Consider the following 13,356-nt stretch of genomic DNA (forward strand, 5'->3'; position numbering starts at 1 on the left):
ATCCTCGCCTCAATTCAACGCTTCTGCCTGCGCTCCCTCACAACAAATGCCTAAAATGCAGACGACTTCCGAATCAGGACACTAGCGTCATATTTAGCGCGCGCCGCCCACCAACCCGCGCGCAGTACCCTGCGTCATGAATGACGCAGGGTACTAGACGGCTTATTTAAGCACGCGCCGCATGGCCCATGCCAGCGCCTCATTCACCGCAAAACTGCCAGCGGCGGCGGCGGCGGCAAACGCAATCTGCCCCGCGCTCAATGCCGCAAACCCAAAGAGATGGCGCAACTGCGGCACCGCCAGCGCCAATGCCAACGCCGGCAGCGCGATGACCGCAACAATCGCCAAGGCCCGGTTTGGCGTGCGCAGCGCCCGCAGTGCGCTGGAATCCAGCCCCTTGCTGGTCAGCACCAGTCCGAAATTACCCAGCACCAGCGCAACAAACGCCATGGCCCGCGCTGCCGCCTCACTGCCCGGCCCGCCCATGCTGGCCAGAAACACCACCAGCGCACTGGCCAGCACCACAACGCCCTGGCCAAGCCCGCGCGCCAGCAACGGCAGATCGAACAAGGATGCGCCAGGCTGCCGGGGCTGGCGGGACATCACATCCGCATCTTCGGCCTCAGCCTCGAACACGATAGAGGAGGCTGGGTCAATGATCAGCTCCAGGAACACCACATGGATCGGCCCCAGCAGCGAGGGCCAGCCCAGCAGCACCGGAATCAACGACATACCAACAATGGGGACATGCACGGCGAGGATATAGGCGAAGGCCTTGCGCAAATTGCCGTCAATCCGCCGCCCCAGGCGGATGGCCGCAACCAGGCTGGTAAAATCGTCATCCAGCAGCACCAGCGACGCTGCCTCCCGCGCCACATCCGTGCCGCGCCCGCCCATCGCCACGCCGATATGCGCGGCCTTGAGCGATGGCGCGTCGTTGACGCCATCGCCCGTCATCGCCACGACCTCGCCATTGGCGGCGAACGCCTGCACCAGCCGCAGTTTCTGTTCCGGCATGATGCGCGCGAACACCCGCGCCTGCGCAACGCGCTGACGCAGCGCCGGCTCATCCAGCGTGGCGATTTCCTGGCCAGTCAGCACGCCGCCGGTGGCGATGCCCGCCTGCTGCGCGATGGCCAGCGCCGTCGCGGGGTGGTCTCCGGTGATCATGGCAACGTCAACGCCGGCGCTATGGCACGCCGCCACCGCCTCGCTTACGCCAGGGCGCAGCGGGTCGGCCAGCCCGGTCAGCCCCAAAAACGTAAAGCCGAAATCATGCTGCGATTCCGGCCAGACCGGCCCGGCATGCACCCCCTTGGCCACGGCCAGAACCCGCAGGCCCTCATTTGCCATCCGCGTCACATCCTGGCGGAGCGCCTCCAGCGCGGGCGCATCCATATGGCAAAGGTCCGCCACCGCCTCCGGCGCGCCCTTCGCCGCGATGACATAAGGCCCGCCCGCGCCAGCCCGCCACACCTGGGACATCGCCAGCAGCTCAGGCTGGAGAGGATAATTGCGCGCCAGTTCCCAGCCCGCGTGCAGATGCTCCGTATCAGCCAGAAACCGCTGGCCCAGGCGGTGAAACGCCTGCTCCATCGGGTCGAACGGGTCCGCCCGGCTCGCCAGAATGGCGAATTCCACCAGCTCATGAAACGCCTCGGGCAGTTCCCGCGCCGCCTCCCCCACGGCAAGGCTCTGCCCCCCGGCCTTGAGCGCCGCCACTGACATACGATTCTGCGTCATGGTGCCGGTCTTGTCGGCGCAAAGCAGCGTCGCGGTGCCCAGCGCCTCGATCGCCGCCGAACGGCGGACCAGCACATGCCGCTGCGACAAGCGCCAGGCGCCCAGCGCGAGGAAGATCGTGAGGACCAGCGGAAACTCCTCGGGCAGCGCGGCCATGGCAAGGGTGATGCCCGCGAGAATCGCCTGCAGCCACTGGCCATGCAGCAGCCCGTAAACAACGGCCGTGATAACCGAGGCCGCGATGCCCACCGTGGCAAAAACCCAGACGAGGCGGCGCATCTGCACCTGCAGCGGTGCCGGCGCCGCTTCCACCGTCCCCAGCGATTTGCCAATGCGGCCGATGGCGCTACGCGGCCCCGTCGCGGTTACCAGCGCGGCGCCGCTGCCACCAACAATCAGGCTGCCAGCCCAGACATGGGGGCTGTCATCACCCCCGGGTACGGCATCCGGTTCACCAGCCGCTCCGGCGCGCTTGCGCACCGGCACGGACTCACCGGTCAGCAATGCCTCGTCCACCTGCATGGCGCTGGCCTCTCGCAGCAGGGCGTCCGCCGGAACCCGCTCGCCCTCGTTCAGGCTGATCACATCGCCACGCACCAGCTCGCGGGCAGGCAGGCGCAGGCGCTGCCCGTCCCGCCAGACCAGCGCCTGCGGGCTTGCGAGGCCGCGCAGTGCCGCAAGGGCATTTTCCGTGCGGGTTTCCTGCACCACCACCATGCCCACGTTGAGCAGGGCAAAACCAAGCAGGATCAGCGCCTCCGCCAGATTCCCGAGCAGCAGATAGATAACACCCGCGCCCAGCAGCAGTTGCAGCATCGGCTCGCGCACCGCATCCCAGGCGATACGCGGCAAATGGCGGCGCTGGTCCTGCGGCAGTTCATTCGGCCCATCCAGGCGCAGCCGTTCTCTCGCCTCGGCCGAGGACAGCCCAGGTCCGCTACCCGGCATGGCTGGGTCAATCGGTTTCGCCATCCGGCGAGCCTAGAGCCAATCGAAACTGCCGTGCAATGTTTCGCGCGATGATCCGGCTGAATATGCCTGCGGCTTGGGCGATGCTATACCAACGGCGGAAAAGGAATTTGACGCACATGATCGTACATATCCACACGGAAAACCATCTGATTGAGCGGACCGGCTGGCTGCGCGCCGCCGTTCTGGGCGCCAATGACGGCATTATCTCAACCGCCAGCCTTATCCTCGGCGTGGTCTCCGCGGGGGGAACACAGCACGATGCGCTGGTCGCCGGCGTCGCCGGGCTGGTCGCGGGCGCGATGGCGATGGCCGCCGGCGAATATGTCTCGGTAAGTTCACAGAGCGACACCGAGAACGCCGCGCTGGCCAAGGAACGGCACGAGCTGATGACGTCCCCCGCCCACGAGGCCGAAGAGCTGGCGCAGATTTATGTCAGCCGCGGCGTCGGGCCGGAACTCGCGCGCGAAGTCTCGCGCCAGCTCATGGTCAAGGATGCGCTGGCCGCGCATGCCCGCGATGAGCTGGGTATTTCACACACAACGGGCGCCAACCCCATTGAAGCCGCGCTCGCCTCGGCGCTGACATTCTCCGCGGGCGCCGCGGCGCCGCTGATCATCGCCGTGGTCTCACCGCTGGCATTGGTGATGCCCGCCATCGGCATCGGCGCCATGCTCTTCCTGGCCGTGCTCGGCGCGGTGGGCGCCAAGGCGGGGGGCGCCGCGCCGCTGAGGCCGGCCCTGCGCGTGCTCTTCTGGGGCGCGCTGGCCATGGCGGCGACAACCGGCATCGGCCGGCTGTTCGGCACCGTAGCCTGAACCGGAGCACCCCGCGCACATGAATAACGCAACTGTCCCGGCCCGTTACGACGGCGTCTCCATCATCCTGCACTGGGCCACCGCGGCGCTGGTGGTGCTGCAATTCGGCTCGGCCGAGACCTGGGATTTTTTCCCCAAGGCCGTGCGGCATGTCATGATCACCGGCCATATGTCCTTCGGCGTGATCCTCACCGCCGTCATCGCGCTGCGTATTTTATGGCGCCTGACCCCCTTCTACAGCGCACCCGCCGCCGGAACCGGGCTCATGGACCGCGCCGCGAAGGCGATGCACCATACGCTGTATACGCTTATCGCCGCCGAAATTCCCCTGGGCTTTTTCACGCGCTGGACCGATAATCACGCGCTGAGCTTCTTCGGCCTGCTCATCGCCTCGCCCTTCGGCACCTTCTCCAAGGCAACCGGCGGCTTTGTCGATGAAATTCATGATCTCAACGCCTGGCTGATCATGATCCTGGTTGCTGGCCACGCCCTGGCGGCGCTGTACCACCACTACCTCCTGCGCGACGATACCCTGCGCCGGATGCTGCCGCTACGCGCGCGTAACCCGCTCTAATCCTGAACGCTCGCGCAGGACAGGCCAAACTGCGCGAGCGCCTCCTCCAGGTAATCAGCCAGCAGCGGAATGCCGAGCAGATAATCCGCCGTCCGCGTATTATGGTCACGCGCCGCCTCGCCCCGCAGCGCGTCCCAATCGCTGATGTCCCCATCGCCGCGCCCGAGCCAAGTCATCGTCACCAGATCCACCTGCGCATCCTCGTTCAAGGCCCAGATCACGCTGGAAAGCTCCGTACGCACCGGATCGTCAGAATGGTCCTCCAGCACGGCGCGCATGTCATCATCACTCGCGTTGGAACCGGGGTCCGGGTCGGTCACCTCGTCCTTGGCGTCAAACTGCCGCGCCTTGGCGATAATGAAACAGATCGTTTCGAGAGCAATCGACAAGTTCGGTTCTTCGGCCATTTTTCCCTCGCTGTGTACAGGGCCTCTCTGAGCGCAAGATTACTGCAAATCAGCAACAATTGCACGCCAAACCGTCATCACGCCGCGGGCGTGAAGCGCAGCGCCACGCCATTCATGCAATAGCGCAAGCCCGTCGGCGGCGGCCCGTCGGTGAACAGATGCCCCAGATGCCCGCCGCAACGCCGGCAATGCACCTCAGTGCGCTCCATGAAGAGCGAGTTATCGCGGGCGGTCAGCACGGCATCAGGCAGCGGCGCCCAGAAGCTCGGCCAGCCGGTGCCGCTGTCATATTTGGTTTTGGAGGAGAACAGCGGCAACGCGCACCCGGCGCAGCCAAAAATGCCCGCGCGGTGCTCGTTCAGCAGCGGGCTGGAAAACGGCGCCTCGGTGCCTTGTTGGCGCAGCACGTCATACGCCGCCGGGGACAGTAATTTCCGCCATTGCGCGTCGCTATGCGTCACCTCATAGGTTTGGGTGGCCCCGGCGGCGGAGCCGCCAAACAATGCCGCGGCGGAGCCGCCAAACAATGCCGCGGCGGAGCCGGAGAGAAAAAGATTACGCCTGTTCATGAGATACTCCTGTTTTCGGGAACGGACGCAGCAACGCCTTCAACGCGCCTGGGGTTGTCACCGGCAGGGCGCAGGTGCCGCCCCGGCAGACGAAGGCGGCGGGCACTGCCGAAGTTTTGCCGTATGCCGGATGATCGGGTGGCAGCACGGCGTCCGCCGCAACCTGCAACACCACCACGGCGGGGTCGGGCGCGGCCAGGGCGGCGCGGGCCAGGTCCCGGGCCCCAGCAGTCACCACCACGCAGCTGGCGTTCTCCAATATATCCAGCGCCGCGAGCAACACCGGTGAAGCCGCCAACGCTTCCACCCGCCCGCCATAGGCCGCCAGCACCGCCTCGGCCCTGGCGCGGTATGCCGCATCGCCCGTGAGATGAAACAAAATCGCGTAATTCTCCGCCATCAGCCCGATGCCCGAAGGCGTGGGGCCATCGGTGACATTGCGCCCGCGCGGCCCAGGCACATCCGCCGCATCATGCGCCGCCATGTAGAAAGCCCCTGCCCCATCGCTGAAGTTTTCCTCCGCCGCGCTCAAAATGCGCAAGCCCTGGGCAAGGCGCGCGGCCTCGCCGGTGGCCTGATACAGCGCCAGCGCGGCGCGCAGCATCGCCGCCTGGTCCTCCAGCAGCCCGGCGGCGGAGATGATCCCGCCCCGATAACCATGGGCGATGCGGCCATCCGGCCTGCCCATTTTCTCCGAAATAAAGTCAAACACCCGCGCCGCCTCGTCCAGCCAGCCCGGCTCGCCAAACACGAAGCTCGCACGCGCCAGCGCCGCGATGGTCAGCGCGTTCCAATCCGCCAGAATCTTATCATCCCGGCCGGGGCGGATGCGCCCGCTCCGCCGCGCCAGCAGCGTCTCCCGGCAATCGGCAAGCGCCAGCTCGGTGGCAGCATCACCCAGCGGGGTCTTGCGTTCCAGGATAATCCGCTCCTCCCAGTTGCCATGCGGGGGCAGCGGGTAATGCGCGCCGAACAACTCTATCTGCGCGCCCAGAACCTCGCTTATCTCCTCCACCTCCCACACATAGAACCTGCCTTCCACCCCCTCGCTGTCAGCATCTTCCGAGGCGGCGAACGCGCCCTCCTCGCGCATGTCGCGCCGCAGCCAGGCCACGGTTTCGCGCGCGCGGGCCGCGTAGAGTTGCGTCCCGGTTTGCGCGTGGGCCAGCGCCAGCAAATCCAGTATCAACGCGTTATCATAGAGCATCTTCTCGAAATGCGGGATCAGCCAAGCCTGATCCGTGGCATAGCGGGCGAAGCCGCCGCCGAGATGGTCATAAATCCCGCCCTGGCAGATGGCGTTCAACAGCAGCGTCACCGCCTCGCCCGCCCGCGCATCCCCTGCGCGAAAAGCCTCCTGCCACAGCAACCTGAAAACCGGCGTGTTCGGGAATTTCGGCGCGCTACCGCTGCCGCCATGCCGCCAGTCGATGCCGCGCAGAAACCACCCGCGCACATTATCCAGCGCTTGCGGGCCAGGAAGCGCGCCCGGACGCGCCGCCGCGCTGGCCGCCAACGCCCGGCCCATCGCCGCCACGGTCTCGCCTATGCGCGCGCGATCCGTCTCCCACGCTTTGGCCAGCGCGCTCAGCACCTGGGTGAAACTCGGCCGGCCGAAACGCGGCTCGGGCGGGAAATAGGTGCCGCCCCAGAACGGCTCTCCCGCCGGGGTGAGCACCATGGTCAGCGGCCAGCCGCCCTGCTCGCCCATGGCGTGCAGCGCGCTCATGTAAATCTGGTCAATATCCGGCCGTTCCTCGCGGTCGACCTTGATATTCACATAATGCGCGTTCATCAGCGCGGCGACGCGTTCATCCTCAAAGCTCTCATGCGCCATCACATGGCACCAGTGGCAGGCGGCATAGCCGATGGAGAGCAGGATCGGCACATTGCGCGCCCGCGCCTCTTCCAGCGCCTCAGCCCCCCAGACGTGCCAGTGCACCGGGTTGTCCTTATGCTGCCGCAAATAGGGCGATGACGCCTCACCCAGCCTGTTAACCATGCCCGCCACCTCCACATTATCCAGGGTAGATGGGAACGCGTAGGCAAGCACACCAGAACACAGGCCAAAAGAAAAACCGGCCACCCCGAGAGGAGCGGCCGGTCAATCCTTGCCTTCAACGCGGAAGGATCAACTCTACCCTATGGAAATTTCTTCCGCGTGTAGAGATAGGCGAGGCCGTATAATCCCAGATAGAGGAACGGGATAAAAATGATCAGCCCTTCAAGATCGCCAAGCATGGTCAGCTTCCTTTCTTCTGGGTTTCGAGCTGGGTCTCGAAGAGAACGCCTCCCGCCACCGCAATGAGAATAATCATGGTCGTGCCAACCAGCCAGGCGAAATACCAGGGGCCATAGTCGCCGCAGAGAACCGCCAGCACGATGGCGATCAACAGCACCACCGCCAGGCCCAGAAATTTTGTAAAGGTTTTCATCTCAAAACTCCTAGTAGCTATGCGGATCGTTAACGATGGTCTCGGTCTTCACCTTGCCGCGCATGACATAAAACGCCCATGAGGTGTAGGACAGAATAATCGGCACGAAGACCGCTGCAAAAAACAACATCCAACCAAGGTTATAGGCACTTCCGGTGGCATTCCAGACTGTCAGGCTCTGGCTCGGATTGGTGGAAGACGGCATCAGGAACGGGAACATCGCGAACCCGACCGTGCTGATAGTCCCGGCCCAGGCAACCGCGCCAAGCCACCAGGCCAGCACCTTAAGGTGCAGCCGCAGCGCCAGCGTACCCGCCAGCATGCCAACGAACCCAAGCACCGGCGCCAGCCAGAGGATGGGGTGGTTGTTATAGTTGTTCAGCCAGGCACCCGCCTGCACCGCAACAGCCGGCCCGCCAAGCGGCGTCGCCTGCATGCCGGGATTCACCGCGCCGGTGAACACATACCCGTTGAGATGCGAAACCCAAAGCCCGCCCACCGCGAAGATCACCGCCGCCAGCAGGCCGCCGCAGCTCGCGAACAGGCGCGCCCGGCTGTAGATCGGCTCAACACCGCGCAACATCAAAAAGGTGCCGCCCTGGTAGATGCTCAAGGAGAGCGACATCACACCGCACATCACCGCGAAGGGGTTGAGCAGGTAGCTGAGGAAGGATTCGCCCTGGTAGTACTGGCCGGTCCAGCCATAATGAAAGCCAACACCTTCGAGCACATTCCCGAAAGCCGCGCCGTAGATGATCATGGGCACCGCGCCGGAGATCAGGAAGGCCCAGTCCCATGTGGCGCGCCAGGATTTGGCATCCACCTTGGAGCGGTATTCAAATGCCACGGGGCGCATGATCATGCTGAACAGCAGCAGGATCATCACCACATAGAACACCGAGAACGAGGTGGCGTACAGCGTGGGGAAGGCGGCAAAAATGGCGCCGCCGCCCAGGATGAACCACACCTGATTCCCATCCCAATGCGGGCCGATGATGTTGAGCGCGGTGCGGCGCTCGGCATCGTTTTTGCCGACAAAGCGCAGCAGCGTGCCAACCCCCATATCCATGCCCACCATCACGGCCAGGCCGGTCAGCAGAACCCCCAGGAGAACGGCCCAGATAATTTTCAGAGCAACATAGATTTCCATTTGTCAGTCTCCTTCCTATTCCCAGGACTTGGCGGCAAAGCCGGGTTTGGCGAACATCGGCAATGCGCCCGTGCCGGCAACCGGGGCTGCATGGTCATGGGATTGAGGGCCAAGGCGGGCGTATTTGAACATCAGATAAAGCTCCGCGGCGATGAAGAGGCTGTAGAGCAACGCAAAGCCGATGAGCGAGAAGACCATGTAGCCAACATTATGGCTGGAGGCGGCCTGGAACGTCGGCAGCCAGCCATACACCGACCACGGCTGGCGCCCGGCCTCGGCCGTGATCCAGCCGAATTCGCAAGCCAGAATGGGCGCCGGAATGGAGATCATGCAGAGCTTCAGCAGAAACCTGTTGTTCTCCAGCTGGTTCTTCAGGCTGAAATAGGCCATGAACGCGAACAGCGCGATGAAGTAGAAGCCCAGGAACATCATGATCCTGAACGCCCAGAACGTGACGAACACATTCGGAACGGTGTCCAACTCGGTCTGCTGCACCACCGCCGGCATCTCAGCCGGGGTAATCGCATTCAGGTCCTGATTCGGCGCGTTCTGCTGCGCCAGAAAGCCGTAGCCCATGTCGTCTTCATACTGCTTGAACGTGGCGAGCGAGGCCGCGTCATGCGTCGTGCTGTATTGCTGCAACGCGTCAATCGCCTTGATGCCGTTGAGGATCTTGGGCCCCGCGGCGCCTTCAAGATCGATCAGGCCAGGAATCGACTTGTCGAACGTGTGTGTAATCAGCGGCGTCAGCACATAGGGAACGCCGATTTCAAACACATTGCTCTGCGTTTTATCGTCCGGCAGCGCCGCCACCAGCCAGGGCGCGGCCGGCGAGGTCGTGGTATGCCACAGCCCCTCGATCGCCGCGATTTTGGTTGGTTGCAGCAGATCATCCAGCCGCCCGAGCGCATCGCCCAGCGTCACCACGGCCAGCGTCGAGATCAGGCCGAACACTGCGGCCATGCGAATTGAGCGCGCTGCGAATTCCTTATGCCGGTTGGTGAGCAGGTAATAAGCGCTGACACCCATGACGAACATCGCCCCGGTAACAAAACCGGCAATCGAGGTATGCACGAATTTCGCCTGCGCATCCGGGCTGAACACAAGCTGCACAAAGCTGTTGAACTGCATGCGCATCGTATCCGGATTGAAGCTGGCCCCTTTCGGGTCCTGCATGAAGCCGTTCGCGATGAGAATCCATAATGCCGAAAGATTGGAGGCAAGCGCCACCAGATAGGTTATGGCCAGATGCGCCGGCTTGCTCAGCCGGTCCCAGCCAAAGAACATCAGCCCGATGAAGGTCGACTCCATGAAAAAGGCCATCAGCCCTTCAATGGCCAGCGGCGTGCCGAACACGTCGCCAACGAAATGCGAAAACATCGACCAGTTGGTGCCGAATTCAAATTCCATGGTCAGGCCGGTAGCGACACCGATGGCGAAATTGATGCCAAACAGCTTGCCCCAGAACTGGGTCATGTCCTTATAAACCTGCTTACCGGTGATGACGTAGGTGGTCTCCATCGCGGCGAGGATCATGGTCATGCCAAGGGTCAAAGGCACGAAGAGAAAATGATAGAGGGCAGTCAAGGCAAATTGTAGACGAGAGAGGTCTACAACCGTTGGGTCTATGAGCGGCATTACAAATGCTCCTGCTACGATTGGTGCTGTGTTTCAGTTTTGATGAACATACCGGCGTACCATACGCGGGGCCTACTTCGAGTGAGTTGATCTATATCAAAGCCTGTTCAGATAATAAAATCCGCGTAATCCGGCCAATTGCAGTATAATTCTACTCTCTTAACCACTTCGTCACGCTTTATGCAGAATAATACAAATTCATATACTGCTAATTGGCCTGCCTCAGAAAAACTCTACCGCCTGTAAGTGTATAAACCACATCCATAACCGCCAGCCCGGCCCGGCGATGGGTGATATACAGCACCGTTTTCCCCGCCATCACCGGCCGCAGATCGCGCAGCAAGGCCTGCTCGGTCAGGGTGTCCAGCCCTTCGGTCGGCTCGTCGAGAATCAGCCAGGGCGTGTCCTTCAGCACCGCCCGCGCAATCGCCACGCGGCGCGCCTGCCCGCCGGAAAGCCGAACCCCCGCCTCGCCCACAATGGTATCCAGCCCCAGCGGCAACCCCCGCACGAAACCGGCCAGTTGCGCCACTTCCAGCGCGTGCCACAGCTCATCCTCCGCCGCCTCGCCCTTGGCGATCAACAGATTGTCGCGGATCGTGGTATGGAACAAATAGCTGCGCTGGGAGACCACGCTGAAATACCCCGCCAGATCCTCCGCGTGGAAGTCCCGCAGCTCCACCCCGCCAAATTTCGCGCTCCCCGCCTGATACTCATGAAAGCGCAGCAGCAGGTTGATCAGGCTGGTCTTGCCCGCTCCGGTGGCGCCCATGATCGCGGCATGACAGCCCTGGCTTATATGCAGGTCCAACCCGTTCAACGCCCATGGCGCATCCCCGGCATAACGCAGACAAACTCCGCGCAGGTCGAGATCAAACCGCTCCGGCCGGGGCGAAGGATGCGCGGGCGGGACGATCACGGGCTTTTGATCCGCGATCTGAAAGATTCGCGCCGCCGCCGCGCGGATCTGCCCGAGAAACTGGAACGCCACCGGCAACGGCGCCACCGCCTCGAACGCCGCCATGGTGCCCAGAGCCAGCATCGGCAGCTGCGGCGCGGCAAGCCGCCCGGCGCTCACCGCCGGAATCACCGCGGCCACCACCAGCAACAGCGTGAAATTCGTCAGCAACCCGGCGGCCGCGCTGCCCAGCCCGGTGATGCGCGCCATCTCCGCCTGCCGCCCGATCAGCCGCGCATTCAGCCCCGCCACGCGCGCCTGCAAGGCGGGGGCGGCATTATAGCTCAGCAATTCGCCCATGCCCTGCACGGCATCGACCATTTCCGCGCGCAAATCCGCGTTCAGCCACGTCATTTCACCGCTGGCAGACGCACCCCGCTTTTGCGTCAGCCACGGCAACGCGCCCCCGGTCAGCGCCAGCCCCGCCAGCAGCGCCAGCGCCGCCGGCCAGGAGAACACGCCAAAGAACGCCACCATCGCGACCCCAGCCCCGCAGGCCACGGCAAACGGCACGAACACCCGCAGGTAGAACATGTTCAGCGTGTCGATATCCGCGACAATGCGCGACAACAAATCGCTCGCCCGGTAACCCTGCAACACCGCCGGGGCCAGCGGCTCCAGCTTTGTGTAGAACCACACACGCAGCTGCGCGAGCAGCCGGAAGGTTGCGTCATGCGTCACCAGCCGCTCCACATAGCGCGAGGCCACGCGCACGGTCGCGAAAAACCGCACCCCCGCGGCCGGGCTGAAAAAATTGAACGCATTCTGCGCGGCAAAGCCCGCCAGCCCGGTGAGCGCGGCGGCGGCCAGAAACCAGCCGGAGAGCGCCATCAGGCCAAAATTCGCCAGAACGGTGAGGCAGGCCAGCGCAACGCCGCCCAGCATCCAGCCCCGGTAGCCATCAAACAACCGCAGCAGGCGGATCAGATCGCGCATGAGATTTCCTCCACCCCTTCGCGCCCAGCATTGCGCATCGCGGCATATAGCCCGCCGCTGGCCCGCAGCTGTGCCGGCGTGCCGCACTCGGCCACCCGCCCGGCCTGCAACACCACCACACTGTCCGCGCGCTCGGCCATGGCCAGCCGATGCGCGATCATGATCACCGTGCGCCCCACCGCGAGATCCATGATCGCATCCATCACCAGCGCCTCGCTCTCCAGGTCGAGATTCGCCGTGGCCTCATCCAGGATCAGCAGCTTCGGATCTTTCAAAAACGCCCGCGCCAGCGCGATACGCTGTATCTGCCCGCCGGAAAGCCCCTGCCCCAGATCGCCGATCACAGTCTCAAACCCCTGCGGCAACGCCTCTATGAATTCCAGCGCCCGGGCCTTGCGCGCGGCATCGCGCAGCGCATCCGTATCCGCACCCGGCCGCCCCAGGCGCAAATTGGCGGCGATACTGCCATGAAACAACCGTGGATTCTGCGGCACCCATGCCAAATTCTCCCACCAGCCCTCCACCGCCACCGCGCCCAGCTCCGCCGCGCCGTTAATGCGCACATGTCCCCCCTGCGGCTGAATGAACCCCAGCAGCACGCGCGCCAGCGTGGTCTTGCCTGCCCCGCTTGGCCCTACCACCGCGGTCATCCGTCCCGCCGGAAACACGCAGCTCAGCCCGTCGAGCACCTTCTCCCCACCCTCATAGGAAAATTCAAGATTTTCGCATGAAATCGCAACACCCCGCGGCAGTGGCGGCAGCGGCGCCACCGCTGCCGCGGGCACGGGCGCATCCAGCACCTCAAAAATCCGCCGCGCCGCCGCAATCGCGCTCATGCGTGCGTGGTAATGCGTGGAAAGCCCGCGCAACGGCACAAAATATTCCGGCGCCAGCAACAGCACGAGAAACGCCGGATAGAAATCAATCCGCCCATGCAGCAGCCGCACGCCAAAAATCACCGCCACCAGCGCAATCGCCAGGCTGGCGAAAAACTCCAGCGCCGCCGAGGTAAGAAACGCAATCCTTACCCCCGCCATCGTTGTCTTGCGGTAATCATCGGAAATCCGCGCCACAATCTCTATCTCATCGCGCGCCCGGCCAAACAGCTTCAGCGTCGTGATCCCCTGCAGCATGTCAAGAAAATGCGAACTCATCAGCA

At 63.8% G+C, this 13,356-nt stretch carries 11 protein-coding genes; 2 read left to right on the plus strand and 9 right to left on the minus strand.

Annotated features, from left to right (window positions below; genetic code table 11):
• Positions 1-162 precede the first annotated feature (162 nt).
• Entirely contained in the window at positions 163-2,715 is a 2,553-nt protein-coding gene (locus HKL97_RS10695) for a cation-translocating P-type ATPase (RefSeq protein WP_291425146.1), read from the minus strand.
• A 116-nt stretch (positions 2,716-2,831) separates the two neighbouring features.
• On the opposite strand from HKL97_RS10695, the gene HKL97_RS10700 reads away from it, so the two are divergent.
• The gene (locus tag HKL97_RS10700; protein ID WP_291425148.1) at positions 2,832-3,530 is read left to right on the plus strand and encodes a VIT family protein; all 699 of its coding nucleotides are present in this window, start codon (positions 2,832-2,834) and stop codon (positions 3,528-3,530) included.
• 19 nt (positions 3,531-3,549) lie between these two features.
• Positions 3,550-4,104 carry a cytochrome b gene (locus HKL97_RS10705; protein WP_291425150.1) on the plus strand — a complete coding sequence of 185 codons (555 nt, stop codon included), beginning with the start codon at positions 3,550-3,552 and terminating at the stop codon, positions 4,102-4,104.
• Here the strand turns inward: HKL97_RS10705 and HKL97_RS10710 are convergent.
• The 8 genes from HKL97_RS10710 to cydD all read right to left on the minus strand — a co-directional run.
• Positions 4,101-4,511 carry a DUF3775 domain-containing protein gene (locus tag HKL97_RS10710; protein WP_291425153.1) on the minus strand — a complete coding sequence of 137 codons (411 nt, stop codon included), beginning with the start codon at positions 4,509-4,511 and terminating at the stop codon, positions 4,101-4,103. The two genes, HKL97_RS10705 and HKL97_RS10710, sit on opposite strands and share 4 nt — an antisense overlap.
• A gap of 77 nt (positions 4,512-4,588) precedes the next feature.
• Positions 4,589-5,080, minus strand: a complete 492-nt coding sequence (gene msrB / locus HKL97_RS10715; RefSeq protein WP_291425155.1) for a peptide-methionine (R)-S-oxide reductase MsrB — start codon at positions 5,078-5,080, stop codon at positions 4,589-4,591.
• The gene (locus tag HKL97_RS10720) at positions 5,067-7,082 is read right to left on the minus strand and encodes a thioredoxin domain-containing protein (protein ID WP_291425157.1); all 2,016 of its coding nucleotides are present in this window, start codon (positions 7,080-7,082) and stop codon (positions 5,067-5,069) included. The genes msrB and HKL97_RS10720 overlap by 14 nt, the downstream gene beginning before the upstream one ends.
• 241 nt (positions 7,083-7,323) lie before the next feature.
• Complete coding sequence (locus tag HKL97_RS10725) at positions 7,324-7,515, minus strand: hypothetical protein (protein WP_291425159.1); 192 nt, start codon at positions 7,513-7,515, stop codon at positions 7,324-7,326.
• 10 nt (positions 7,516-7,525) lie between these two features.
• Positions 7,526-8,665, minus strand: coding sequence for a cytochrome d ubiquinol oxidase subunit II (cydB, locus tag HKL97_RS10730; RefSeq protein ID WP_291425161.1), 1,140 nt, complete (start codon positions 8,663-8,665; stop codon positions 7,526-7,528).
• A gap of 15 nt (positions 8,666-8,680) precedes the next feature.
• The gene (locus HKL97_RS10735) at positions 8,681-10,303 is read right to left on the minus strand and encodes a cytochrome ubiquinol oxidase subunit I (protein ID WP_291425163.1); all 1,623 of its coding nucleotides are present in this window, start codon (positions 10,301-10,303) and stop codon (positions 8,681-8,683) included.
• Between the two features lie 208 nt (positions 10,304-10,511).
• Positions 10,512-12,197 (minus strand): thiol reductant ABC exporter subunit CydC, encoded by a 1,686-nt coding sequence (gene cydC, locus HKL97_RS10740; protein WP_291425165.1) that lies wholly within the window; start codon positions 12,195-12,197, stop codon positions 10,512-10,514.
• On the minus strand, positions 12,185-13,356 hold a 1,172-nt coding region (cydD, locus tag HKL97_RS10745; RefSeq protein ID WP_291425167.1), incomplete at its 5' end, for a thiol reductant ABC exporter subunit CydD. The genes cydC and cydD, both read right to left, overlap by 13 nt.

It is taken from the genome of Acidocella sp. (assembly GCF_013044125.1).
Classification (GTDB): Bacteria; Pseudomonadota; Alphaproteobacteria; order Acetobacterales; family Acetobacteraceae; genus Acidocella.

Coding starts and splice junctions, on each gene's coding strand:
- HKL97_RS10695 (WP_291425146.1), bottom strand. CDS start 2,715: ATGGCGAAACCGATTGACCCAGCCATGCCGGGTAGCGGACCTGGGCTG.
- HKL97_RS10700 (WP_291425148.1), top strand. CDS start 2,832: ATGATCGTACATATCCACACGGAAAACCATCTGATTGAGCGGACCGGC.
- HKL97_RS10705 (WP_291425150.1), top strand. CDS start 3,550: ATGAATAACGCAACTGTCCCGGCCCGTTACGACGGCGTCTCCATCATC.
- HKL97_RS10710 (WP_291425153.1), bottom strand. CDS start 4,511: ATGGCCGAAGAACCGAACTTGTCGATTGCTCTCGAAACGATCTGTTTC.
- msrB (WP_291425155.1), bottom strand. CDS start 5,080: ATGAACAGGCGTAATCTTTTTCTCTCCGGCTCCGCCGCGGCATTGTTT.
- HKL97_RS10720 (WP_291425157.1), bottom strand. CDS start 7,082: ATGGTTAACAGGCTGGGTGAGGCGTCATCGCCCTATTTGCGGCAGCAT.
- HKL97_RS10725 (WP_291425159.1), bottom strand. CDS start 7,515: ATGAAAACCTTTACAAAATTTCTGGGCCTGGCGGTGGTGCTGTTGATC.
- cydB (WP_291425161.1), bottom strand. CDS start 8,665: ATGGAAATCTATGTTGCTCTGAAAATTATCTGGGCCGTTCTCCTGGGG.
- HKL97_RS10735 (WP_291425163.1), bottom strand. CDS start 10,303: ATGCCGCTCATAGACCCAACGGTTGTAGACCTCTCTCGTCTACAATTT.
- cydC (WP_291425165.1), bottom strand. CDS start 12,197: ATGCGCGATCTGATCCGCCTGCTGCGGTTGTTTGATGGCTACCGGGGC.